Below are 23011 nucleotides of genomic sequence, written 5' to 3'. Positions count from 1 at the left end.
GACGCGACCTTAGGCGAAACCGGGACGCCGGCCGACGCCAGCCCTCCCGGGAACAACAACGCCTGACCACTTCGACCTCTACTGGGAGGTCACGCCGCACCGCTCGACCTCCATCACCGCAGGTCAAAGCACCTCGTCTCCGTCCGGCATCGGTGAGCACTTCGGGCGCGGTGACCACTTCGCCAACCCGCACCCAATCTGCTCCCAGCTGCAAGGCCAGGCCAACCAACGACTCCTTACCGCCTTGACCTGCGCACACTCCCCTAACAGGCGACATAGAGCGCTGTCGACAGCTACGCAGAAGCGCAGAGCACTCCGCGGGAAACAGGACGCTGCACCCGCTCTGACCTGGGGAAACGTGGAGCGGGAGGCAGTGGTAGATGCAGTTGAGGGCCGTTCGGCGCCGTTGGACGCAGTTCAAGGCCGTTCAGGGCACCCTGCTGCTCCCAGTCTGCTCCCCCTATCCGGGCCCGGCACCGCCCCCTCACAGGCAGCACCAGCAATACAGATCCTCGCCGGCGTCTCGGGCGCGCTGAGCGAGCGCGGCAACCTTCTCGATCACAGGCAGCATCTCGTCGTCAGACAGTGGCCCACTCCACGCCAGCTCCTTAATCCGCCCCCATCGCGCCGACAACTCCCGCACCTGGGCATTGCTGATAGAGGCGAGGGTGTCCCGCGCGGCCCGGTCCAGCGACATCAACCACGGCCCGTCCTGCTCGTCCCCGCTCCACAACAACTCAAGGTCGACCAGGCTCACATCCCAGTCGACCTGTCGAACGAGGCTCACAAGCTTGCCGAGGATCACGGTCGGCTCGATGCCCTTCAGATCAACCACATCCACAGCTATGCCGCCGAGGCTGACAGCCAACGGTCCGCCCTCGAAATCCTTCATCAACCTGACAGCCGCAGCGTCGACCTTGGCCCGAAAGTAGTCGTACAGCACACCCATGGCACGCACTCCACACCACGGGGATACGACAGCAGATACCCCGTCGCCCACCGCTGGCAGGCCCTACAAGCCGAGATCGACGACCTGGAAACCGAACTGTCGGCCTGGTCACCGCCACCGCCCCGGATTTCGTCCGCGCTGCCCGGCGTCGGCGTCTACACCGCCGGGCAATTGCTCGTCACGGCAGGCGACGACCCAACCGGCTCCGCTCCGAAGCACCGTTCGCCCGGCTCTACAGAGCCGCCGCCATCCCGGTCAGCTCCGGACGCACCAACCGGCACCGGCCACACCGCTGCGGCGACCGGTGCCCGTGCATCGCTGCTGCTAAAGATCCTCAAAACGGAGCAGGATGCCGGCACCTTCCGCCGCGCGGCTACGAGGATGCCGGGTGCGATGTTTCAGCTACGCAATCCGGCGGAGCGGAATGGTGAACTGGTTGTTTCCTGCTGCGTGTTCGGCTGCGACAGACAGGAGCGTGGCCTCGGCAGGTGGCGGAGCGTCGAACACTCGGGACTCCACGAGAAACCCCTGAGCGTCAGACGACTCGCTTCCTCGCTCACGGTACTGTGTTCCTGTGTCGTCCCAGGCCCGCCAAGGGCGGTGGCTCCGCAATATGTCTGCTGCCGGAAGGTGCGGGCTCGGGTAGGCCAGCCGCAATCTCATGGACGAGGACCAGACCTCCAGGCTGACAAGCACGGCGGGCTTATCGTCAATGACGAGCCGTTCACCAGCCAATGATTGAACGTGCAACAACATCGGTATTTCAGTGGCGTTGGAGCGAGGAGGGCGAGACTGCTCGTGGCCTTCCAGCGCGCGGTTAACCGGGATCGCCGGGGCAATCTCGGGCCGGGCTGCGGTTGCGCGACGCCGCTCCAGCCAATCGAGATCTTCAAGCAAAGGTTCTAGGCCAGCGCGCGCTTGGCTAAGCTCCCCTGGCGGCAGAGCGGACGCGGCCACCAGGCCGAGAGCGAAGCCCTCAGTTCCGCTCGCTCCAAGACGGTTCAGCAGGTCATCACTGGCCGGGCTTCCCATCGCATCGAAGTATTGCCGAATCAACCCGGTAAGGATTTCGTGTCTGTCCATGTGTCCGCCCCCTGCATTGACGCAGATTTCCGGCTCTAGGCTACCTGCTCCCGCCAGCCGAGCAGCATCGGCTCGACTGGCGGAAAGGGTATGTGCAGGTGGATCAGTTCGATGCCGGCACCGTGACGACACTGCTGACTGCCGAGCAAGTAATGGCCTGCGGTGATAGAGCCAGGCAATCGGACGGAACCCCCGTCCACTGCCAGCCCGCCGGCAGTGTGAGCGTCACCAGGGAGCCTGCGAAGTAGCTTCCGGCACAGGTGACGCCAGCGCAGATGTCAGCGCCGGTGGAGTTCGCCAGGTTGCAGTTGGTGCACGTGAACGTGTTGCCGTTGGCGATGTTCACTCCGTTGTGCCACCAGGTGGAGTCCACACTGATGCCGGCCATCGACTGACCCGGCGCGGTGGTGTAGCACAATACCTTGGCGCTCCAATCTGACTCAGTGGTTGCCAAGACTCCATCGAGGTAAGTGGCATTGATCGTGCCGGTTACATCGCTGTAGTCACAGCCACCGAGCGGTGGATCCTGGAGAAGGCGGGAATTGCTGACCGAGAAGCGAGCGATCTCGCCCTTTTTCTTAGGGGTGACTACCCGGATGGACTTCTTGGCGTTGCCCGTCTCCTCGTCAACCCTCGACGTGGCGGGCATCGGAGCCGCCGGCTCTGAGATGTTCGCAGCGGCGGCGGTAGGAACCACCAAGACGCCCGATAGCACCAGTAGCGCCGACAGCAGTAACCTTGCACCTGTCCTCATAGGTGACCTCCCTTAGGCATGAGTGAGGACGGAGGGCGGTGACGATGTAGGCGCATCGTCACCGCCCGATTTCCCCACGGTAAGGCAGTCACCAAGAGGGATCAAGGCACACCTTCTGCAGGATCGCACCTATCGGACATAGCTGGATGCGGACGGTAGCTGTGATCGGTTTATCTCGGCAGAACTCGGACCAATAACGCAGCTCCGTCTTACGTTGAGTAGTTCGAATTTGTCACTCTGCAGCTTGCATCGACTTTGGTCACGGTGATCGAGCTCACAGATCACTTGCGCAGTCGGGCTGTTTATGACCGGGCAGGCGTATTAGCCCTCGGTCTCCCCCTTGGCTGACTGGTTCCGCAGATGCGCGTTCGCCATGCTCGTCGACGTCGCACGGTGAAGCTGACTGTTACACGACACATCTTGATCTCGAAGTCCGGTCGCCGCCTTGGCGTCCGGCTGCTCGGCGGCAATCATCACGCGGCAGTACCGGCCGACCGTTCGCGTCCAGCGCAGTTGCTCCCACGCGGCGGCCTGCGGCGTAGCACACCGCTAATCCCAGGCGCGCCGCTCGTCGAGCGACTGGCGACCACGCAGCTGCACGGTGGAGGGTCGCCCTGCCGGAGGGCTCCAAGACGAGAGCTGGCACCAGCCAGGCGGGAAGCAACGAACCTGACCACTTCGGTATCCACCAGGACGCCGCACCGACTCTGACCTGCGGAAACGTGGAGCCGCAGGCAGGGATGGGTGCAGTTGAGCGCCGTTCGACGCTGTTGGGCGCAGTTCAAGGCCGTTCAGGGCACCCCGCTGCTCCCAACCCGCTCCCCGAACCAGGGCTCACGCGGCTGGCGCGGCCAGGCTGAGACGGACTGTCCTGCAGGTCCTTCGTTAGAGATCGTGGCCCGTTTGCCGGAGCAGGACTGGCTAACGCCGACGCCGGCCAGCGACCGTTTAGGCTCGGTCGCTCCCGCCCCGCTCCCACGGCCCGGTCGTCAACCGGACGTGCTCAGGAATGCCGCGCCTTATCAGCGGCAAATCCGTGCGATCAGATCCGCCAGCACATGGTCATAGCGGTGACATCACCAACCTGACATGCCGCGCCTCCGCTTCGTCGTCCACGTCGAACTGCAGCAACCATTGCCCCGGATGCACTGCAACCTCGTCGCTCTCGTCGGCATCGCCGATGTACAGCCTTCCCGAAGGAAGTTGGAAGGCGACCTCATGCGGCAAGCCGTCAACCCGCTGAGGTGTCACCCGCACATCGAGGGTGACGTCTGCCTCCCCTTCATCAACCGTGGCGGCATGAACCACCAGAACGGAAACGTGGGAGGCGGTGGAGAGCACCGGACCTTCATCGTTGTGGAAGTCGATATCAAAGTCCGTCTCGCAAGCGGCATCGCTGAGGTAGAGGGCACCCCAGTAGTACGGGCGGACGCGAAGCAGGTGTTGATCATCGACCATGGTCACGGACCTTATCGCCGGATCTGGACCACGCGAGAACCGGGTGGTGCCTGCCAACTTCCCTTGGGCATCAGCGCCACAGGTCTTCGCCCATTATTGAACGATACTCATCGCTGGCCGAACGCACTCAACTCGGCTGAGCGCACGGGCCGACCTGCAAGCCCGCGGCTGACCGACGGATAGGGTCTGCCGCCCTCTGACAACGCGGGCCGGCGTTGGCCTCTCACTGGGACCGGCGGCCCCACGATCGCCTTACTCGGGTGGTCCCGCCGCAACATCGATGCCGGCGTTGGCGAGCAGGGCCAGCGCTTCAGGGAAGGGGCTGTTGAGCGGGCCATGGTGGATGCGCACGCGGCTGGCAAATTCGTTGTCCCGGGCGATGCGGGTGGCGTCGCCGAGCACAGTGAGCCGGTAATGCCACCATTGCACCGCTCCGTTGCGCTGCTCGACCCGTATTAGGTCGTCAGCGGCTCGAGCGGCGATAGCCCATCTGCCGTTGGCGCTGGTGGCCCAAACGGCAGCGACGTCGGCACCGTCGATGGCGTCGAGGGCGTCGGCCGCGGCGGGGAACGGGTTGGTGAAGGTGCCGCCGACGTGGAGTGCGGTGTCGGCGTGCCGGCTTACCCGCCAGGCCGGCCGGCGATCCTCCAGTACGTCGATTGCGGTTGCGATCGGGTCGTCATCGACGATCATCGCCACAGTGCGCATGACGTCGTCTGGGTCAATGGGGAAGCCGCGGCTGTTGCTGATGGCCTCCGCGTGGTCGGCCACCAGAATGGCGTCGGCGGCGACCACGAGATGAGCGGCTCGGTGAGCAGCTGCCTCGTAGCGTAGGTACTCGGCGGGGCGGCCCGTCGTGGGTAGGTGATCCCGGATGAGGTAGAGAGCGACTGCAGCCACGCTCGCGACGTTGGCCTCGATGGCCGGTGGTATATCGTCCAGGTCGAGCGTCGCCACCACCCCGGCGAGCACGCTGATCCATCCGTGTTCGCCGTACGGCGTCTCCCAGGCGCCCAGCTCGACGCCGACGAGCACGAGCGTCCCGACAGCCATACGGTCGACCGCGGGCAGGTGGGCGAGGTCGTCGCGAACGGTACGGGTTAGGGCGTGGCCGATGCGGCGCAGCTCGCGCAGCGCTCGCTCATCGGTGTCGTCGTCTGGGTCGCTCTCGCCGTGCGCGCTGCCAGGGCTGTCAGCCTCGGCGTTCTCCCCGGTTGAGGGGTCGATGTCGTCGTTAACGGTATTCGCGTCGTCTTCGTCGAGTCCGGCGGCGCGTTCGTCGCTGAGCAAGTCGGTTGGCTGGAGCAGATCGCTGCCGTAGGTCGTGGTGGCGGCGGAGAGGGCCGCGAACCCGCCGAGGGAGAAGTGGAACATTGCCGCCCCGAGCCGGCTCTTCGCGTCGTCGCTGTAGCGCAGCCAGTCCTCGGGATCGGTGTCGAGCTTCGGCGTGCCGGTGGAGGTCTCCGACTCGCCGGCGGGGCCGCCGGTTCCACCCACTGCGGGCAGGGTGATGCTGGCGCGCGCGGCGGCGAGTTGGCGGACGCCGTGGAGCCACCGTTCGGCCAGGCGCGCGTCGGCGAGGAGCTCGATCGGTCCCTGGGCCCTTCCGCGTGGCTCGTCGCCCAGGCGGAGCATCGTGCGTGCGGGATCGGTTACGAATACCAGGTTCCCGTCGCGCGTGACGCCGTACTCGGTCCACACCGTCCGTACCCGGGATCCACCGGGCAGGTCGACGCCGGCGATGACGTGGTGGACGGCGCCTTCGGGAACGGCGCCGACGTCGGCCCAGGTGTCGAAGTCGGTGTGTGCGGAGGCCTCGACCCGTACCGGGCAGGGCGTGGGGCGGGCGAACGTGACGTGCAATCCGTCGGCAGCGCGGGTCGCCGCGAGAAGCGTGGCTCCGGTGGCCTTGTCGACGTGGTTGGTCGCGCTGATCCGCACGGCGGGCACCTCGTCGAGGCGGATCGGCACGCCGCCGGGAAACAGCGATGCGGAGGGCTGGGTGAGGACACCGAGCTCGACGTTGCCGCCGTCGGCGACGGACTTGAGCAGAGCTACCGAGGACAGGTTGGGGCTGCCGGTGAGCGTCCAGCAGGCGCCGTCGTCGCCGATGGCCTCGACGATCTTGCCGTGGCGGTAGGAGCGGTGCCGGTCCTCCACCACCTCGAGGTCGATGCCGAAATCGTCGATGACGCGGGCTATCGCCTCGGGTTGCACGACGGTCCGGTGACCGGACTGCACGGCCAGCGTGACGCGTGCCGGGGTCAGCCGCAGCAGAAGCTCCTGGATGGCCTCGGCGCGCTCGTCGTGGAATGGCGCGTACAGCCGCAGGCACTCCACGGGCGTGGCCGGCAGCTGGTCGATGATGGGAGCCTCGGAGGTGTGCACCAGGCGGTGGCCAGTGTCGACGACCTGGCCGTCGTTGAACGCTTCGAGGGCGGCGGCGGTGCGACCCATCGCGGCGGCGGCGGGCGGGCTGATCGCGCACAGCCGGGCGACGCTGCGCAGCCATTCGGCCGCGTCGAGGACCAGCTGCGGGCATCTGTTGCGATCTGCGGCGGCGATCGTCCAGGTTTCGGCGTTGAGGTGCCAGCCGCCGACCGTGAGGTTGCCCGAGCCGACGGAAACCAGCGCCCGCGCGGGCCCCACTATGACGGTGAGCTTGGGGTGGAATGCGCTCCCGGTGGGGGTGGCGGCGAGTCCGTGTACGTAGCGGGTGCCGGCGTTTCGGGCGGCGCGCGGGTCCGGGTTGGACATGCGTAAATCGCCGACGACCGTGACGCGGGCGCCGGTCGACTGGGTGACGCCGAGCACGGCACGCTCGAAGAAGCCGAGGTCCGCGTTGAAGGTGCAGAACAGGGCCTCCCGGGCCTGCCGGTCGGCGTGTTTCTCCTCGGCGAAGATGTACGGCAGAGGCGACGGCACTGTGACAACGTCGCCGGCGTTCTGGTAGTCGCCGACGGTGACGTCGGCGGGCTGGTCAAGCAATGAGGTCTCCCCGGCCACCGATCTCCCATACCTCGTCGGTGCGGGCGAGCAGGCCCATGCCGGCGAGGATGCCGGCCAGCTGGTCCCACCGCAGAGAGGCGGAACCCGCGGTCTCGTCGGAGTCGCGGAACAGCAGGTCATCGCGTAGATGCACCCGAGTGGGAATCTTGAGAATGCCCTTTCGGGGATCGAGGCGGGACTTGGCCAGCGCCAGTCGCTGGGACCGGTCGACCATCGTGTCGGTGAGCCATCGGGCAAAGTCGCGTAGCGGCCTGTCGTGCCATCGGTCAAGCTGGTCGGCCAACCACCGCGGCGCCAGTTCCTCGTAGCGATCCTGCACCACGTGTCCCTCGAAGCCGTGCAGCTGCCGACCGACCAGCTCACGCACACGGCGAGCGCCGAGGGCCAGCACGCTGAGGTCGCGCACGGGAATGTTCAGACCCATCAGCCCCCGATCGTGCTCGGCGGGCACCGGCTGTCCCGCGCTGTCCGTGGTTGGTGGCAGCCCATCCCGGAACGCTCCCACCGTGCTGTCGGGTAGCAGGTCCGCGAGATGCGCGGCCAGCTCCGCGCGGGGCGTGATCCCTTGGATGCCGTTGACAAGCCACGCCCAGAGGCTCCGCCACGCCGTGACGGAGTAGTTGCGCAGGATCAGGCCCCGCCACTCGTCGGACAGCTCCAATGCGGACAACACCGGGTCGCTCATCGCCTCCGGCTCGAATGCCAGAAACCGGGACACGTCCCGGGTTACCCGGCGGACCTCCGTCAGCTGAATGACGCGCGCGATCATGCGCAGTGTCTGCCGGCGGACACCGGCCCGCGTCGCGGGCGTCTCGGCCTCCGGGACGGCGAATAGTCGGGCGAGCCAAGCGCCGTCCGCGCTAGTGGCCGAATGGCAGACGCACAACGACTCGTAGGCGTCGAGCGTCGCGTCGTCGAGCGTCCGCCTGCTGACCAGGTCGAGCACGTCGCCGAGCCCTTGAGCGACAGCGCCGGTATCCATCTGGTCACCGGGACCGATGTCGTCGGCTCTGGTCACGATTCGGAGCAAAACCTCGGAGCCCCGGTACGCCGGCCAAAAACCCCAATTCGGTTTGGCGTAGACACCCGGCGCGGCCAATTCCGCCACATCCACACCGCCGTCGGACGCCCGCCTCAGGATCTCGTCATATCCATGTGGTCGGGACAGCGCCTCGTGCGCGGAGCCAGCGCCGCGGTAGTGACGCGCCGACACCGCCCCAACGACGACCTCAGCCCGGCGCAACAGACTCTGTGCCGCGCCGCGGGCCAGGCCCCGCCTCTGCGCCTCCGCGGAGATCAGGCCGTGAAGCGCGTAGTAGCGGGCGTTGAGAGTAACCGTTGTGACCCCGGGGACAAGCCGATCTACAACGTTCATGGTGAACCGCTCCACCGACAGCGGAAACCGGCCCGCGTAAGTCCTTGATCCTGAGGACGACCACGCAGGACCAGTCACCACGGCCGCCAGTCTGCCGCCGGCTCCGACTCGGCGCAAGCACGGACGAGCGTCGAGGTGAGAGCCAGGGTGACGATCGAGCTCGTGAACAGGATGACCAGAAACGCAAGCCACGTAGGCGTGGACTCCTTCGGGCACGCCGAAGAGCTCACCGTCGAGGAAGCCCTGCACAGCGGTTCGCTATTGGGATTCGGTTCTCAGGCCGCAGGATCCATACCGACGCCACCACGACGGCACCCAGGTCGGCGGGCCTGTCCCCCGTCGAACCGGCTGATGCCTGTGAGCGATGAGCCTGACGAGCCAACCAAATCGACTTCACCGAACCCGAGGGACATCAAACCCTCCGGCGAATCGGGGAACTCACCCCGTCCTCGGGCTCGGTTGAGGTGCGCGTCCCCCGCCCCCGCGCTTCGTTGGCTGCCTCAGGTCCGGGGCAGGGCCAAGGCGCGAAGGAGATCCGCCCACAGCGTCGCCACTTCCCGGGGTGCTGGCACCAGGTCCGCGAAGGCAGCGCCAACTCTCAGTCCCTTCTGAGCGCCCACATCTTTCCTCACTCTGGCGAGTGCCTGGCTGTCCAAGCGGTTCAGGAATGCCTCGATCTCTCCGGCCTTGGACCCGTCGTCGCCGAAGTCCTCAGCAAGGGAGAACACACCATTTGCCGCCCACTGCGCTCGAACGTCAGCCAACTTCTCTCCAGACTGGGACACCGCCTTGCCCAGCTTTGCGAGCTGCTTCGCCATATTGCTGCCCGGGCGCAGGGCAGGGCCGTCGGCGACAATCACCCAGGGCACGCCGAGCTGATCCGCAAGCGAGGCGAGAGCCCCGAAACCGTTCTGGCCGTCAACCGACAGGCAAACGATGTTGCGATCGTCCGGCGTCGGCAATGGGCCCTGTTCATCTGCGACTGACCCGTCCAGCCAGCGCCCCACGGCTGCGAGGTCGGTTGGCCTCTCGAAGAGCACCACCCCGGCTGCGAAGAGCAGACTACGCACCTCTGCCGACGCGAGCAGCCGTATCACGGTTGCCACACCCAGCGGCGGATTCGCGGCGAGCGAGTACACGGCCTGCCCCCTGCCCCTCGCCATGCGGACGATACCGGCCAGATCGTCAGCCGACTGCACCGGCACAAGATCAGGATTGTGAGTGATCCAGACAGCTTGGCCGGTGCCTTCTCGGCGGGCACGCAACATCACCAACAGCCGCCGTTGCGCCGTCGGCGAGAGGTGAACAGCTGGCTCGTCGAGGAACACACAGCGACGCTCGTCGGCGAGCAGCGTTGCAAGAAGGAGAGCTTCGGCTGCCCCTGCGCCAGCGCGATGCAGCGGGATATCCTGTCCGCCGTCGCCTACCTGGATCTGAATAGTGGGAACGAGTACCACCTCCATCCCTGCCTCGCCATCCGGTACCACCCGTTCAGTGCAGTCGACCTGCTCCCCGGTCAGCTGCTCGAAGGACCGCTGAACGGTGACGAACCGGCGACGGTCCCCTGCTGATCCATTTTTCAGCTGGTGCAGCTCGAGGGCCAGCAGCGAACCGTCACGCAGGCTGGGTGGCCGCGCCAGCTCTCGCGCATCGAATCGGGTGCGCATCGGAGCCCGGTGGTTGTCCGTTACCTGGAGACGGCGCCGCAGCAGCAGATCCAGGATGTGGGCGAACGGCACCCGCAGTTGTGGGTGAGACCGGTACTCGGGGTCGGCCGAGACCGCAGCCACGCTTGGCGGCTGCACGTACGCGTTCACCTGCTCGACGACGAACTCGATGCGATGACCTTCAACGTGCTTCCACAGATCGACCGGGACTCTGCCGTCAGCGACCTTCTCCACGATGTCGTTGGTGGAAGAGCACAACTCGCCCAGGTACTGCAAGCTGGCCGATCGAGCCCTTACGGGTCCATCCAGCAGGCGACCCATTTCGTTGCCGAGAAGTTGAACATGCACTGGGCCGTGCGGCAGAGCGAACTCCCATCCCACCGTCCAAGGCGCCCGCTGCCGCTGGTCGAACAGGACCACCAAGTCGCCGACCATCATCGGCCTCGACGACCAGTGAGTGAGCTGGCCATCGACCGCCGCACTCAGCCCCATCACGTCAACCACGTCAGGATGCAGCAAGTGAAGTATCGCGGCACGGTAGTAGGCGTCGATCAAGGCACGCTCATCGGCGGCATCGAACCTGACGCCCACGCGAACCTCGAACGACCCCGCGCCCCTGTGCCCAGCCGTCGCCCACTCGCTGTCAAGAGTCGCTATTCCGCCGACGCTGGCACGGACGGCATCAGCCACCAGGTTGACAGCCTGCAACAGCGTCGACTTACCGCTGCCATTCGCACCCGTGATGATGGTCAACGGCCTGTCAGTGCAGACCTCCGCCGAGGCAAGGCCCAGGAAGTTCGTGACCGAGATACTGGAGACGCGCACGTGGGCATCATGTCAGCCGCCTCCGACTGAACATGGCAAGGGCAGCCGCTGGCGCTATGCCGCTCGTCCCCAGTAGCGCCTCATCGACTTGACATAGTCCCGCACCACGACAGGGCCCTGCACGCGGACCGAGCGCGATCGAAGTTACTTGGAAGCGGGTACCTGCGCGGCAGGCTGTCACGACGGCGTTCTACCTTTGTTCCATGCCCGACAAGCGCCCCCCTGGCTCTCTAGGTCTCGACTTACGGAGCCCGGGCCTCAGGCCCTGCGGGCTGTGTGGTGAGACAAGGCGGATGTCGAGAGCGCATGTGCCGCCCCAGGCCGCAGGCAACAGCGCACAAGTGACGAGCGCCATTGTCCGGATCTACAAGGGCGTCCTTCAGCCGGGACGTCACTCTGCTGGAGGGGTGTGGCTGCGCGGCTTGTGCGCAGACTGCAACAGCCTGGCGGGAGCTCGGTACGATGCCGCCTACGCTGATTTTGTACGCCGCCTTCGCTCCTTTCTCCGCATCTCAAGCCGTTTTAGCTTTGCGGAGCCGTATACCGCTCCACCAGTCTCGGTTGCGCCTGGGCTGGTGGCACGCTCTGTCCTGTTCGGCATGTTCGCAATCAGTCCGAACTTGCGCATCATCTTCCCCGAGCTGGCCGAAGGCCTTGTAACTGAGCGCCGTCACATCTGCATGCCCGACGGCGCGACGCTGCGCCTCGCAATCTATGACGCTCCTGCGGCCCGACTCACCGGCCCCGTTCACTCCTTTCGGGTGCTTAGCCGGCCAGAGCACTACAACACCTTCGCTGAGGTCTATTTTCGTCCCTTGGCGTGGGTGTTGGCGCCGAGCGACCGCGGCTGGGTCCCACTCGGCAGCATCTCGGTTCTCGACCGCCAGATGTGGGCAACGGCCGACGAGTGGATCCAGTACGGGCCCGACGTCACCTCCGTTGATCTTCGCAATCTTTGCCGATACATGCCCCCTGTTCGGCATCCGCTTGACGGGCACCGTGAGGAGTGGATTGAACTTTATAGCGATCAAATCACGTCGTTCCTTGAGGGCCGGGTCCTGATCTGAGGGTCCGGCGCTACGCGTTCCGGACCACCCTGCGACGATAAATATCCGTAGACACACGCTCATCCCTCGCGCGAGAAGGCGTTGACGTAGTGGCCCGGAATCGCGCCGACAGAGACGAAGCCAGCCACGAATCCGTACCGAGGCCACCACGAGGGCGCTCAGCATCGTATGTCGATGCGGTGTGGCCCTTGTGATCGGCGTTGGCAGGCCTCAGGCCGGCAGCCGGCACCAGCCAGGCGGGGAGCAGCGAGCCCTGACCACTTCGAGGTTTTCTGGGAGGTCAAGCCGAACCGTTCGCCTGCATCACTCCAGCTCAGCGTTCTGTGCTCGACGCCAAGCCGTTGAGCACTTTGGTCGGGGTGACCACTTCGCCAACCTGCACCCAAATTGCTCCCACATGCAAGGGCAGACCGTCCCGCAGCTCCTTACCGCAATGAGCTGGGCACACTCCCCTGCCAGGCGACATAGAGAACAGTCGACCGCTGTGCAAAATCGCGGAGCACTCCGTGGGAAACAGGACGCCGCACCCGTTCTGACCTGCGGCAACGTAGAGCCGCAGCCAGGGGTGGGTCCAGTTGAGCGCCGTTCGACGCCGTTGGGCGCAGTTCAAGGCCGTTCAGGGCACCCCGCTGCTCCCAACCTGCTCCCCCAAACCGGGCCCGCGCCGGGCCACTGACCGCCGACCGACCTTGAAGTGCCGGCCCAGTACCCCTGCTTGGCGCCAGCGCTGGCTCCCGCAGCCGCATCGGTCGATGGGGAAGCACGTCCACGATCGCCGCGCCCTGTCAGCGGCAGATCCGGATACCCGCTAGGTGCGATGTTTCAAGACGGACGGCGGTTGGTTGCTCCGCCCGGCGGACTCAGGCCGGGCCACCCGGAGCATCGGGCAACGCGAACCAGCGGCCCTTAACCACCTCACGTAGGTGGCCCTCGCGAGCAAGGTCGACACACGCCTCGACGATCTCCTCATGGTTGTAGCCGTTATCGGCGGCTTCGTCGAGGAACCAGCGAATGCGCCAGGCGTCGAATGCTTCGACCTCGCGCCCGAGGACGGGATCGGTGACCAGGTCGACGTCGACTTCCCTGCCGTCGGAGGTGACCATGCGGCACCCCGCGCCGTGGACGGTGTACTCGATCCCGCTGCGGGTGAGGCCTTCCGGGGCAGTTCCCGGCGCGAGCGAACCGCCGCCAAAAGATCCGCGATGTCCGCGATGGGGAGCAAGTCGGCAAGTAGGCGACCACGTATATCGCGCAAATCAGCGGCGAACCGCCGAACGGCGGCAGTCGATGAGGCATCCCGGGCCATGCCGTCCAGTATGAGCGTCCCGCCCACAGGTGTGATCATCCCCCTGGTGACCGGACATCCTTTGACCGGCACGGGTGGGCGCTGGAAGCAACCGAGCCGGCTTGCACAGCAAGGCCGCTCGCGGTGGCCGGCCGAAGACCATGCTCGGCTGCAGATCCCGAGCGCGCACACGGAGGGTGTCGCGCACTTAAGCGAAAGGCCTGCGACGGCCTCCGTCACGTCAAGTCCTCGCCCTGGGGTCTCTTGACAGTCCTGGATGGTCGTGCTCCGCGACCCGTTCCCCGGAGAGGACGTCGTCGGGTCGGAGTTGGTCGCCGCCAGAACCTGTAACGATCGCGTGAGACCCGTTGAGCTCCACCACCACGAGGTCCACATTCCGCTCCTGCCTGCCGTGTTCGTCGCAGGCGCGGTCAAAGCGATCCCCAGGACGAGCCCAGTGGCGCGGGTGAAATCCCGGCTCACCCTCCAGGCGCCAGCCTGCAGGGAGAACCTGGACAGAGTCGACGAAGAAGCTCAGACGCTCGATACGCATAGGTCAAATGCTGCAGGCCCCTCGAACGAGACCGCCATCCGACGCTGCGCCTTCTCGCCGCTGCCGTACCGGCACCGGGCCAAAGTCCCACGGTTCACAGCGGATGTGTTCACTCGGAAGCCTCCTCCTGCAACATCTCAGATGGCCGGGCCACCGGCCTCCCGGCCAGGGCCACGGAGGTAATCGGGGCGGATACCACCAGAATGTTGAACGACGGCCCCACGGGCGCCCGGCGTCCGCGATCGGCGAGGAGCAGACCATCAACAACTCCGACACGATCACCCTGTGGCGACCCACCGGGCAGACCGAACTCGACCTCGTCGCGGCGGCCCGGTGGCGGGCTTGGCCACCACGCCTCCCCGACCAGCCAATCTTCTACCCAGTGCTCAACCGCTGGTACGCCACAAGAATCGCCCGCGAGTGGAACGTCCCCGCCGAGGGCGTCGGCTACGTAACCCGGTTCGACGTCCAGCGTTCGTACCTGGACCGTTACAAGGTTCAGCAGGCCGGTGGTCGCGACGTGCTGGAGTACTGGATCCCCGCCGAGGAACTTGCCGACCTCAACGCCCACATCGTCGGCGCGATCATCGAGGAGGCCGAGTATCGCGGCCCGGTCGACGATCAGGAGTTCACCGACGCCAACAAGGCCCTGGGCCGAGCCCTGCCTGACGCGTGGCGAAACTATCTCCAAGGTGAGTCGTGGCTCCGGCGAGGCTGGATGACCGGCGGAACCTACGTCTGGCTCAATTCACCACGCGAGATGCTCGAGCTGCATGACGCATGGGACCAGGCCACCGACGCGCACTCCGGCATCGCGATCATCGGCGGCGACGGCTCCCGCGAACAGCTCGTGCTCGACCTACGCAGCGACCCCGCACCCGTGCTGCTGGTCGACATCACCAGCAGCGGCTGGGACAGCGCAATCCGGCAAGCCGACGATGTCCACCAACTCGTCGACCGAATCGAGGCGGGCACCTTCGAGTTCAACTACGAGCGCTACAGAGGTTGAAAGGCTGACGGTCGTCGGCGTGTCTGCGTGATCTGCGTCGATGGTTTCGGTAGGCCGGAGGCATGAGGTATCCGGCTGGTGGTGGCATGAACGCGGCAGCCCGGGTCCGGCGTGAGAAGGTCCGGATGCAGGCCGCGGCCATGTTCGAGGAGTCCAAACCGTCCACGCAGATCGCTTCTGAGCTGCGAGTTTCCCCAAAATCGGTCCGGGAGTGGCGACGTCGCTGGGCTGCCGGAGGTACTGCGGCTCTGGCATCGTCGGGGCCGGGTGGTTCGGACTGCAAGCTCTCCGAAGAGCAACTCGGCGAGCTTGCCGACCTGCTCGACCGAGGACCGGTTGAGCAGGGCTGGCAGGACGCCCGGTGGACTCTGGCGCGGGTCCTCGAGGTGATCGAACGCCGTTTCGGCGTCTCCTACACGCTGCGCGGGGTGTCCTACCTGCTGCATCGCATCGGCTACAGCCAGCAGGTCCCGACCCGACGGGCGATCGAACGCGACCCCGAAGCGATCGCGACCTGGCACCGCAGGCGGTGGCCGCCGGTAAGAGGTTAGCCTCGGCCCGCGGCGCCTGGATCTGCTTCCAGGACGAGGCCGGCCAGGTGCTGCGCCCGCCGGTGGCCAAGACCTGGGCACGCCGCGGCCGCACACCCGTCGTGGAGATCTCCGGTAAGGGCTCCGGCCGGGTGTCGATCGCCGGCCTGGTCTGCCTCAAGCCCGGCGAACGCGGCCGGCTGATGTGGCGCACCCGGCTGCACCGCGGCCGCAAAGGCGAACGCGGCAGCTTCAGCGAGGACGACTACATCGCCTTCCTCGACCAGGCTCACCAGCGGTTACGTACACCGATCGTGCTGATCTGGGACAACCTCAACACCCACGTCAGCCGCCGCATGCACGCCCTGATCGCGGCCCGGCCGTGGCTGACCGTGATCCGGCTGCCGTCGTACGCACCCGATCTCAACCCGACCGAAGGAGTCTGGCGATGGATGAAACGCGGCCTGACCAACATCGCCGCCCACGGCGTCGACCACCTCGCCGAACTGGTCAAACACCGCCTACGCGCCTGCCAGCAACAGACCGATCTCCTCGCCGGCTTCCTCGCCAACACCGGCATGACCCTCGACCCCGAACCACCCTGATAGCCCGAACCTCAGCCTTTCAACCTCTGTAGCCGTGCTGGGCTGCGTCGACCACAGTTCTCCCGGCAGGTTGGGCGACGATGTGCGCCGCAGTGGACCACCGAGGGACCGTGGTGTCCACGCCACGGCCTTGTCCGGGCCCGGCGATCGCCGGTCGTCCCTTCAGCCGGGCCTGGGGCGTTCGTTCCGGCAGTCTGATGATCGAGGCTGGTCAGCAGTCCGGGATGGCTGGGTCAACGTTCGTCGTGCCGTTGGAGCCGAGGGGGTCGCCGTTGGCGAACACGTCCGACGGCGCGTACAGGCCATCCCACGGGGCGCCGCGTAGCAGGTACCAGTAGGTGACGCTGGTGAGCGGCGAGGCGTTCTTGATTTTGCAGGCGACTTTGACCTCATGCCCGAATGGAATCCGGTCGGGCACTCCGCTGGCAGGTGTGCCGCTGGTATCGGCGAAGACGGGGGCGCCTGCGCGGTTCGCGGACAGCGCGACATGAAGTGGGTCTTCTCCACCTGGGATGGGGCGACGGCTTGTCGAGGGGGACGCCGGACGCCGGGCCACATCGCTGGCCTTGGGACTCGGGGAGCCAGGACGGGCGGCCTGCACCGTAAAGCGCACCAGCCCGGTGGTCCGGCCGGTGCGTTCGTCGGTCAGCTGGGTGGTGTACTCCCCCGGCGGGTCACCAGCGCACGGCCAGGTCCAGCTGACGCCACCATCTGAGGTGACCGCGGCCGAGATTTTCGCCAGTTCGTAAGGCCTGCCGTCGGGGTGCCACGCGCGGGTGGAGTAGGTCCCGGCAACGGTGAATCCGCTACCTCGGGCAGACAGGGTGCCGCCAGCGGTCGTGCAGGAGCCTGTCACGGCGAACACGAGGGGTGCCAGGCCGGCTGTGCCCGTCGGCGGAGTTCCGGCGCTGCCGGTTGGACTGGGCGTGGACATCGGCTTCGTTGACGCGTTGACCATCCGGAAGCCGATGACCGCCGCTACCAGCACGAGTACGGAGCCGCCAGCCAGGACGAGCGGCTTCCCTCCGCGCATGGCCCTCTCCTCGTTGATCGGTGGTATCACTGAGTGGGACGGTCACCGGCGGCTGCGGGGACGTGTGGGTCGGTCTCGGTGTGCTCCGGCATCGCCCTGGCCTCGCGGGCGACGCCACCGGTGACCTCCGCCGCGCCGATTCGGGCAGGCGGTGCCTCGGCTGCGGCGTGCTGGGTGAGCAACGCGGCCGCGCTGCCGAGTATCAGACCGACGGCAGTGCAGGTGACGACGAACAGCAACGTCCGGACACCGACCCGTGCAAACAGACCGTGGCGATGGGCTTTGGCATAGCCCATCGCGAGCAGTGGCGCCGAGCCGACGGTGATCAAGGCGATGAACAGTGCGGCCTTGTTGGATTCGACGAACGCCCCGGCTATCTGCATGGCGGCGGAGATCGCGCCGATCATCAGGCCAGCAGCACCGAGCAAGGCCATCACTGTGGGCTTGTCGAATTCTGAGCGGTCGCGCATTGCCGCCCTTCCGAGGGAACCGAAGACATACGTTGTTCAGTGTGCCAGGCGGATGTCTGAAGATCGCCATCGCGTCGTTCATTCGCACCGTTCTAGCGATGCCACCCCGCGGCAGTGGAGGCAGCGGGCCTGCACTGGGGCCGATTTGTCATATCTGGTCCACGCCTGTCCACAAGCACGCTGGAGAAGTGTCGGGAATTGGCAATGGGCAACGGACTAGAAGAGCCGCCGCAGGGAGAAATAGCGACCGCCAGCGGCTGGCGGAGCGGTAGCGTGAGCCGCGGGTTTGGAAGGGAGCACCCATGGTGGAGTCGGGTACGGTCGGCGAAACGCTACGGCGACTGCGCATTGCGTCCGGCCATTCCCTCAGCGCCTTCGCCGAGATCATTCGCTACGACAAGGGATATCTCAGCAGAATCGAAACCGGCCAACGCCGACCGAGCCTCGCAGTGTTGCAGCGGGCCGACGCGGCGCTGAAGACCGGCGGGACGCTGGTCGCTCACATCGGTCACCCTGGCAGGGCGGCTCGCCGCCTGCCGAAGCAGCGGCCCCCAGCCGACGTCGCGGCTCCCACCTCAACCGGGCGGGCCGGGCTGCCGGAACTGGTGGACCGCCTCGCCGCTCGTGGCATAGCACGACGGGGCGGCAGCATCGAGGTCGCGCCCGATCGGGCGTCTCACGGTCGCCTGGCAGCGACGGCCCAAACCCTGAGCCAGGATCTGCGGGCGTTGTGCCAGCAGGTCAACGCGACGACATGCGCTGGGCTGGTCGAGCCCTGGGCGCTCACGCTGGCGGCGTCTGTGGCGGGCTGCCCGGACGAGACCTGTGAATTGCTGGAACCGGCATTCGCGTACGCGGACCTCGCCGGCTGGATGGCCCAGGAGAGCAGCAGCGAGGCGGTCGATGACTGGATCAAACTCTCAGCAGTGCTGGCCGGGTGTCTCGGCTCGGCCGACGCCGTGGCACACACGTGGATCCGCCAGGCGGAAACGGCTCTGTACCGTTGCGACGCCGCGCAGGTGCTCAGCGACGCCGGCAGCGCCCGAGCCGCCGCTGGACCCGGCGCCGGTGTGCTCGTCTCCCGCATCACCGCCCAAGGGGCGGCCTGCGCGGGCGATCACGACGCCTACGCAGTGGCCATCGACCAGATGCGCGCCACGACCGACCGTCCTGTCGTGATCGGCCGGTTCCAGCTCGGCTCTACCTCGATCACGGACCTGTTGGGCGCCACGATCGGCTGGTGTGAGGTTGACCTGCACCGGCCCGACCAGGCGATCCAGTTCCTTGAGAAGACGGTAGCGACACTTGCGCCGGCCTCGGTGCGAATGCGAGGGCTGTTCGCGGCACGCCTGTCTACCGCCTATGCCCGCATCGGTGAGCGGCGCCAAGCTGTGGAGGTGGGGCGGCAAGCCGTAGCGCACGCGCGACGGACCGGGTCCGGCATGACCCGGGTTCAGTTGCGCGCTGTGTCCCACGAGCTGCGTCGCTGGCGTCGTGACTCGCTGGTGCAGCAGTTCCTGGCTGAGGCGGCGGCGCTCACCTGACCGGTCGCGCCCGCAGGGCCGGCCCCGTCGTGGTCAGGCCGCACAGACCATCCCCATGCCGTGCCGCCCACGGCATGGCCTCCTCGCCACGAAGGTGGTCCCAGATGCACGACGCGACGCTCGGTTCCAGGCACGCGCCACGCGGAGACGACACCCGCTACGACGTGTGCTTCAGCTTCGCCGGCGAACAACGGCAGTACGTCGACCGTGTCGCCGAGGTCGCCAGAAGCGCGGGAATTCGCGTATTTTACGACCTTTATGAACAGATCGAGCTCTGGGGCAAGGACCTCTACCAGCATCTCGACGGGGTCTACTCGGATGCATCGAAGTTCTGCGTGGTGTTTCTGTCCGCAGACTACGCCCGGAAACTGTGGACCTCCCACGAGCTCAAGAGCGCCCAGGCCCGCGCGTTCCGGCAACATGAGGAGTACCTGCTACCCGCTCGTTTCGACGACACCCGGATCCCGGGCATACGTGACACCGTCGGCTACATCGACCTTCGACAGACGACCCCGGAACAGTTCGGCGCGCTCATCGTGGCGAAGGTCCGGGGTGAGTCAACTGACCAGGTTCCCGTGGCCCGGTCCGACCCACAAGCGGTCGACGGCGAGTGGGTGGCCACCTACGTGGCTGCCGGGCTCGCCGCCGCGGTGACGGGGTTCCTCGCCTGGATGCAGCATTCCCTCGAGGTGACGACCGCCTCGACGGTCGGCTCACTCGCGGTCTCCGCCGCGCTCGCGGCGGCCGCCTGCGGTGGCATCGGGTGGTACACGCTCGCGCGACAGGCGGGCGACCGTCCACGCTACGCGCGGTGGTACACCGCGGTGGCGGTCGTCGTGGGCCTAGCAGTGGGCGGGCTCGCCGGGCACGCGCTCCGGCCCAGCAACGACGGGCCGCCACGGACGTACACCGAGTTCGCCGGCAACCGCGTCGGTTCCCCGCTGTTCAAGGATCCTGGTTCCACACCGGATGGCCGGCGGATCCCGTACGGCACCGCGGTCGAGATCGACTGCAAGGTGCCGGACGCGAGCGGCATGGCCAGCGTAAGCAACTGGTACCACATCGTCAGTGATCCCTACCGGGGCCTGTACGCGCCCTCAGACACATTCGCCAACGGCGATCCACTCGGGGGAGGCACCACGGCCGTGGACGCACGAGTGCCCGACTGCGTCGACAGATGACCGAGCTCAACCCGGCACGTCATCCAACCGAGGAGGAATCCACAGCCCATGCGCCGTCCGTCTCTTCTCATCTCGTCTCTCGTGGTGGTATCGGCCGTGTCTACGCTCGGCTACTGGTCGGTGTCGCGCCGAACCGATGAGGCACCCCCCGACGCGCCGACGGAGGTCACTCAGGTGTCTCAAAAGCGGCTGGACCCGTCCGGCGAGCAGGCGACATCGGGCACGAGCGTCGTGCGCAGCGACGACGCGAAACTCCCGGTACGCATGCGCGCGGAACCCCGTGGCGGGAACAACGTCATCGACGAACTTCCGGACAACACGAACGTCACGATGAACTGCTGGTGGGACGGACGCGAACCGCTTCCCGGCAGGTCGTCCCGATGGTTCATCGTCACGCAGTCAGGGAACGGACCACACCCTGGAGTCAAGGGATGGGTGTGGTCCGAGCTCGTCTGGGAGCAGATCAAAGTGCCCAAGTGCGCCGGGTCCACCGTGACCAACCGCAACCTGCTGGCAAATAGCCGGGCGGCGGTACGCCGCGGAGACCTCGGTGACAGCGGTTACCGGTACGTGGTGGAACTGACTGGACTGCCCCCGGGATGGCACGCCAAGGTCGAGTGCTACGACGACTCCCCGCTCCCGGTGCCCGGCCGCGCGCCGATGGCCATCCACGAAATGGTGCTCGTCGCCGACGCGGCGGGTAGGGCCCGGGACGACACCAGCTGCACCTCAGCTCTGGACGGCGAGCACTGGGTGCAGATCCGCCCCGTGCCCTTCGAACCCACCTGGATCGTGAGTTCCAACCGCGCGGTCTGGGACGGCCGCCGCACTCAAACGCCCACCACGCCTAAGCCGGGCGAGAGCAGCGGTCGTCCGGTGGCGCCCCAACCCTCGATCAACCTGGCACGCGGCCCAGCCGCACCCGCCGGGTATCGGTACGCGATCACCCTCGAGCGCTTCCCGGTGCACCAGGCTATCTCCGTCACCTGCCGGGACTCCGTCAACCCGGAGGGCTTTTTCACGCTCACCATGCGCACCGACGGAAGCGGACGCGCGTACACCGAGAACTCGTGCTATTCCGGCGATGGCCCGGACCACTGGGTCACCGCCGGCGGTGTCGAGTCCAACCGCGTGCGGTGGACCGTGCCGAAGGCTGACCCGCCGCCGCCCCCTCCCCTGCCGGCCCCGAGGATCGACTTGGCCAGGGGTGGGACGGCCCGGTATGGCTGGTGGTACTCGGTGGTGCTGTCAGGCTTCGCGCCCGGCTCCAGCGTCACTGTCACCTGTCGAGACTCGGCCGACCCTGGTGGTTTCTGGACCCAGGCCTTCACCATTGGCGGAGACGGCAGGGCCTCGGACAACACACTCTGCTACTCCGGTGACGGTCCCGATCACTGGGTCACCGGTGGAGGTGTGGAGTCCAATCACGTCGGGTGGTGAGAAGCGCCTCCCGCCCACCGCGAGCGGCTTTGACGCCCGCCATGGTGAGGTGGCCGGCCGAATACTGCGGAGCGCTAGTGAGCGGCGGCGCTGCACTCATGCGCCGGGGGGTACGCGCCAGCCAGGTGGTGAGCATCCGGCTCGTGTCCTCGCCGGTTGCCGCCGCCGCTCGTGCCGCCAACGCGGTGAGCTCGCCGTGCTGGACGGCGGTGACCGGCAGCTCGGGTGGTGGAGTGGGACGCCAGGTGGTTCGTGCGGCGGCCCGGGCGAGGCGGGTCACGCCGGCCTTGCCACGTTCCGCCAGGCGAGGGTCCGGGTCGAGGGCGAGCATCAGGGCAGCGCGCAACTGGACGTCGACGCCGTGGCCACGCAAAGGCGGTAGCCGGTCCGACGCAACTCCACTCGCGCGTCCCCGAGCAACTGCCACGGGAACGCCGGGCGGCAGGGCACCGGTCAAGGGCCGCAGCGCGATGGTCACCTCTCGGACCACCGCCGGCGAGAATAGCAAGCAGCACGACGAGCGTCAGCGTTCGATGGACTCGGAGTCTCCGGTGCTGACGCTTTCGGGCCCGCCGAAGAGTTCACCGACCCGCTCCCATGGCCCGGCTGGTACTGGCACGCACTGACGGAGTGCCACGCCTTCTACGGCTGCGGGTGTTCCTGGTCTTGGGTCAGAACCCTCGGAAGACGGCATCCGGGCCCACTGAGGTCCCGAACTCGGTGTAGTCCATGTTCGCGAGTGACAGGTTGTTCTGGATCGTCTGCACCTGCCACGGCAGCGCCCGGAACGGTCGCGCGGCCGTCCCGGAGTTGAGATTGATGACCAGCACGGGGTGCTCTGGCGTGGTTACGGCGACAGTATCGACCACGAACAGCACCGGATGCCGGTACTCGTGCGGGTAGCTCGGTGGGTAGCCGGCTGCCATGGCGGCTTCGTCCAGGCCGTTCAAAGCGCGGTCCTCAACGAAGTCGACGTCCGCGCCGAAGCCCTCCTCGGTCGGCTCCGCGATCCACTCCTTGATCCGGATCCAGACGGCGTCATCGGTGAAGTCCGCCCGTACCACCGGAACGCTCCACGTCCCCGGTAGCTCTGCCACCGGCGCAGCGTAACCGCCGATACCGGCTGCGGCCCAAGGCCGCGCAGATCACGCATCGCGGGACGGCCTGCCGCCCT

The 23011-nt window shown here is 66.9% G+C and carries 17 protein-coding genes and 2 pseudogenes; 7 read left to right on the top strand and 12 right to left on the bottom strand.

Features of this window, described 5'->3' with window-relative positions:
• Positions 1-484: 484 nt before the first annotated feature.
• The 7 genes from ACX27O_RS25595 to ACX27O_RS25565 form a co-directional block, all read right to left on the bottom strand.
• Positions 485-949 carry a hypothetical protein gene (locus tag ACX27O_RS25595; protein WP_279517615.1) on the bottom strand — a complete coding sequence of 155 codons (465 nt, stop codon included), beginning with the start codon at positions 947-949 and terminating at the stop codon, positions 485-487.
• A gap of 402 nt (positions 950-1351) precedes the next feature.
• Complete coding sequence (locus tag ACX27O_RS25590) at positions 1352-2032, bottom strand: hypothetical protein (protein WP_279517614.1); 681 nt, start codon at positions 2030-2032, stop codon at positions 1352-1354.
• Between the two features lie 103 nt (positions 2033-2135).
• The gene (locus tag ACX27O_RS25585) at positions 2136-2786 is read right to left on the bottom strand and encodes a hypothetical protein (protein WP_279517613.1); all 651 of its coding nucleotides are present in this window, start codon (positions 2784-2786) and stop codon (positions 2136-2138) included.
• Positions 2787-3848: 1062 nt separating this feature from the next.
• Positions 3849-4250: a hypothetical protein gene (locus ACX27O_RS25580; RefSeq protein ID WP_458940208.1), complete on the bottom strand. Its 402-nt coding sequence runs from the start codon at positions 4248-4250 to the stop codon at positions 3849-3851.
• A 246-nt stretch (positions 4251-4496) separates the two neighbouring features.
• Positions 4497-7250, bottom strand: coding sequence for a phospholipase D-like domain-containing protein (locus tag ACX27O_RS25575; protein WP_458940207.1), 2754 nt, complete (start codon positions 7248-7250; stop codon positions 4497-4499).
• Positions 7225-8643 carry a hypothetical protein gene (locus ACX27O_RS25570; protein WP_458940206.1) on the bottom strand — a complete coding sequence of 473 codons (1419 nt, stop codon included), beginning with the start codon at positions 8641-8643 and terminating at the stop codon, positions 7225-7227. The genes ACX27O_RS25575 and ACX27O_RS25570 overlap by 26 nt, the downstream gene beginning before the upstream one ends.
• Before the next feature lie 485 nt (positions 8644-9128).
• Positions 9129-11120 (bottom strand): AAA family ATPase, encoded by a 1992-nt coding sequence (locus ACX27O_RS25565; protein ID WP_458940205.1) that lies wholly within the window; start codon positions 11118-11120, stop codon positions 9129-9131.
• 575 nt (positions 11121-11695) lie between these two features.
• On the opposite strand from ACX27O_RS25565, the gene ACX27O_RS25560 reads away from it, so the two are divergent.
• The gene (locus ACX27O_RS25560) at positions 11696-12187 is read left to right on the top strand and encodes a hypothetical protein (protein ID WP_458940204.1); all 492 of its coding nucleotides are present in this window, start codon (positions 11696-11698) and stop codon (positions 12185-12187) included.
• A gap of 860 nt (positions 12188-13047) precedes the next feature.
• Here the strand turns inward: ACX27O_RS25560 and ACX27O_RS25555 are convergent.
• Positions 13048-13329 (bottom strand): annotated as a pseudogene (locus ACX27O_RS25555) (DUF6896 domain-containing protein); the annotation flags it as partial.
• A gap of 955 nt (positions 13330-14284) precedes the next feature.
• Between ACX27O_RS25555 and ACX27O_RS25550 the strand changes: the two are divergent.
• From ACX27O_RS25550 to ACX27O_RS25540, 3 genes and pseudogenes are all read left to right on the top strand, one after another.
• Positions 14285-14632, top strand: a pseudogene (locus ACX27O_RS25550) (ADP-ribosylation/crystallin J1); the annotation flags it as partial.
• Between the two features lie 488 nt (positions 14633-15120).
• On the top strand, positions 15121-15585 hold the full coding sequence (locus tag ACX27O_RS25545; RefSeq protein WP_458940203.1) for a winged helix-turn-helix domain-containing protein: 465 nt from the start codon (positions 15121-15123) through the stop codon (positions 15583-15585).
• A complete protein-coding gene (locus ACX27O_RS25540; RefSeq protein WP_458940202.1) occupies positions 15564-16169 on the top strand; it encodes a transposase in 606 nt (201 codons plus the stop codon). Before ACX27O_RS25545 ends, ACX27O_RS25540 begins: the two co-directional genes overlap by 22 nt.
• 211 nt (positions 16170-16380) lie before the next feature.
• Here the strand turns inward: ACX27O_RS25540 and ACX27O_RS25535 are convergent, their stop codons facing one another.
• Both ACX27O_RS25535 and ACX27O_RS25530 read right to left on the bottom strand, forming a co-directional pair.
• The gene (locus ACX27O_RS25535) at positions 16381-17202 is read right to left on the bottom strand and encodes a hypothetical protein (RefSeq protein WP_458940201.1); all 822 of its coding nucleotides are present in this window, start codon (positions 17200-17202) and stop codon (positions 16381-16383) included.
• A 26-nt stretch (positions 17203-17228) separates the two neighbouring features.
• Positions 17229-17672: a hypothetical protein gene (locus ACX27O_RS25530; RefSeq protein ID WP_458940200.1), complete on the bottom strand. Its 444-nt coding sequence runs from the start codon at positions 17670-17672 to the stop codon at positions 17229-17231.
• A gap of 302 nt (positions 17673-17974) precedes the next feature.
• On the opposite strand from ACX27O_RS25530, the gene ACX27O_RS25525 reads away from it, so the two are divergent.
• From ACX27O_RS25525 to ACX27O_RS25515, 3 genes are all read left to right on the top strand, one after another.
• Positions 17975-19216, top strand: coding sequence for a helix-turn-helix domain-containing protein (locus tag ACX27O_RS25525; RefSeq protein WP_458940199.1), 1242 nt, complete (start codon positions 17975-17977; stop codon positions 19214-19216).
• A gap of 104 nt (positions 19217-19320) precedes the next feature.
• Positions 19321-20397 (top strand): toll/interleukin-1 receptor domain-containing protein, encoded by a 1077-nt coding sequence (locus ACX27O_RS25520; RefSeq protein ID WP_458940198.1) that lies wholly within the window; start codon positions 19321-19323, stop codon positions 20395-20397.
• Positions 20398-20832: 435 nt separating this feature from the next.
• Positions 20833-21837 carry a hypothetical protein gene (locus ACX27O_RS25515; protein ID WP_458940197.1) on the top strand — a complete coding sequence of 335 codons (1005 nt, stop codon included), beginning with the start codon at positions 20833-20835 and terminating at the stop codon, positions 21835-21837.
• On the opposite strand, the gene ACX27O_RS25510 is transcribed toward ACX27O_RS25515, so the two are convergent.
• Together ACX27O_RS25510 and ACX27O_RS25505 are read right to left on the bottom strand one after the other, a co-directional pair.
• Entirely contained in the window at positions 21797-22210 is a 414-nt protein-coding gene (locus tag ACX27O_RS25510) for a hypothetical protein (protein WP_458940196.1), read from the bottom strand. The two genes, ACX27O_RS25515 and ACX27O_RS25510, sit on opposite strands and share 41 nt — an antisense overlap.
• Before the next feature lie 298 nt (positions 22211-22508).
• Complete coding sequence (locus ACX27O_RS25505) at positions 22509-22934, bottom strand: DUF6924 domain-containing protein (RefSeq protein WP_458940195.1); 426 nt, start codon at positions 22932-22934, stop codon at positions 22509-22511.
• Positions 22935-23011: the final 77 nt, after the last annotated feature.

The sequence above is a fragment of the Micromonospora sp. SD19 genome (assembly GCF_054462275.1).
The sequence above is the reverse complement of the archived record's forward strand: the minus strand, read 5'-3'. Positions and strand labels throughout refer to the sequence as shown.

Bases quoted from the DNA above. Each gene is read 5' to 3' on its own strand.
- ACX27O_RS25595 (WP_279517615.1), bottom strand. From the start codon at position 949: ATGGGTGTGCTGTACGACTACTTTCGGGCCAAGGTCGACGCTGCGGCT.
- ACX27O_RS25535 (WP_458940201.1), bottom strand. From the start codon at position 17,202: ATGCGCGGAGGGAAGCCGCTCGTCCTGGCTGGCGGCTCCGTACTCGTG.
- ACX27O_RS25520 (WP_458940198.1), top strand. From the start codon at position 19,321: ATGCACGACGCGACGCTCGGTTCCAGGCACGCGCCACGCGGAGACGAC.
- ACX27O_RS25530 (WP_458940200.1), bottom strand. From the start codon at position 17,672: ATGCGCGACCGCTCAGAATTCGACAAGCCCACAGTGATGGCCTTGCTC.
- ACX27O_RS25525 (WP_458940199.1), top strand. From the start codon at position 17,975: ATGGTGGAGTCGGGTACGGTCGGCGAAACGCTACGGCGACTGCGCATT.
- ACX27O_RS25590 (WP_279517614.1), bottom strand. From the start codon at position 2,032: ATGGACAGACACGAAATCCTTACCGGGTTGATTCGGCAATACTTCGAT.
- ACX27O_RS25585 (WP_279517613.1), bottom strand. From the start codon at position 2,786: ATGAGGACAGGTGCAAGGTTACTGCTGTCGGCGCTACTGGTGCTATCG.
- ACX27O_RS25545 (WP_458940203.1), top strand. From the start codon at position 15,121: ATGAACGCGGCAGCCCGGGTCCGGCGTGAGAAGGTCCGGATGCAGGCC.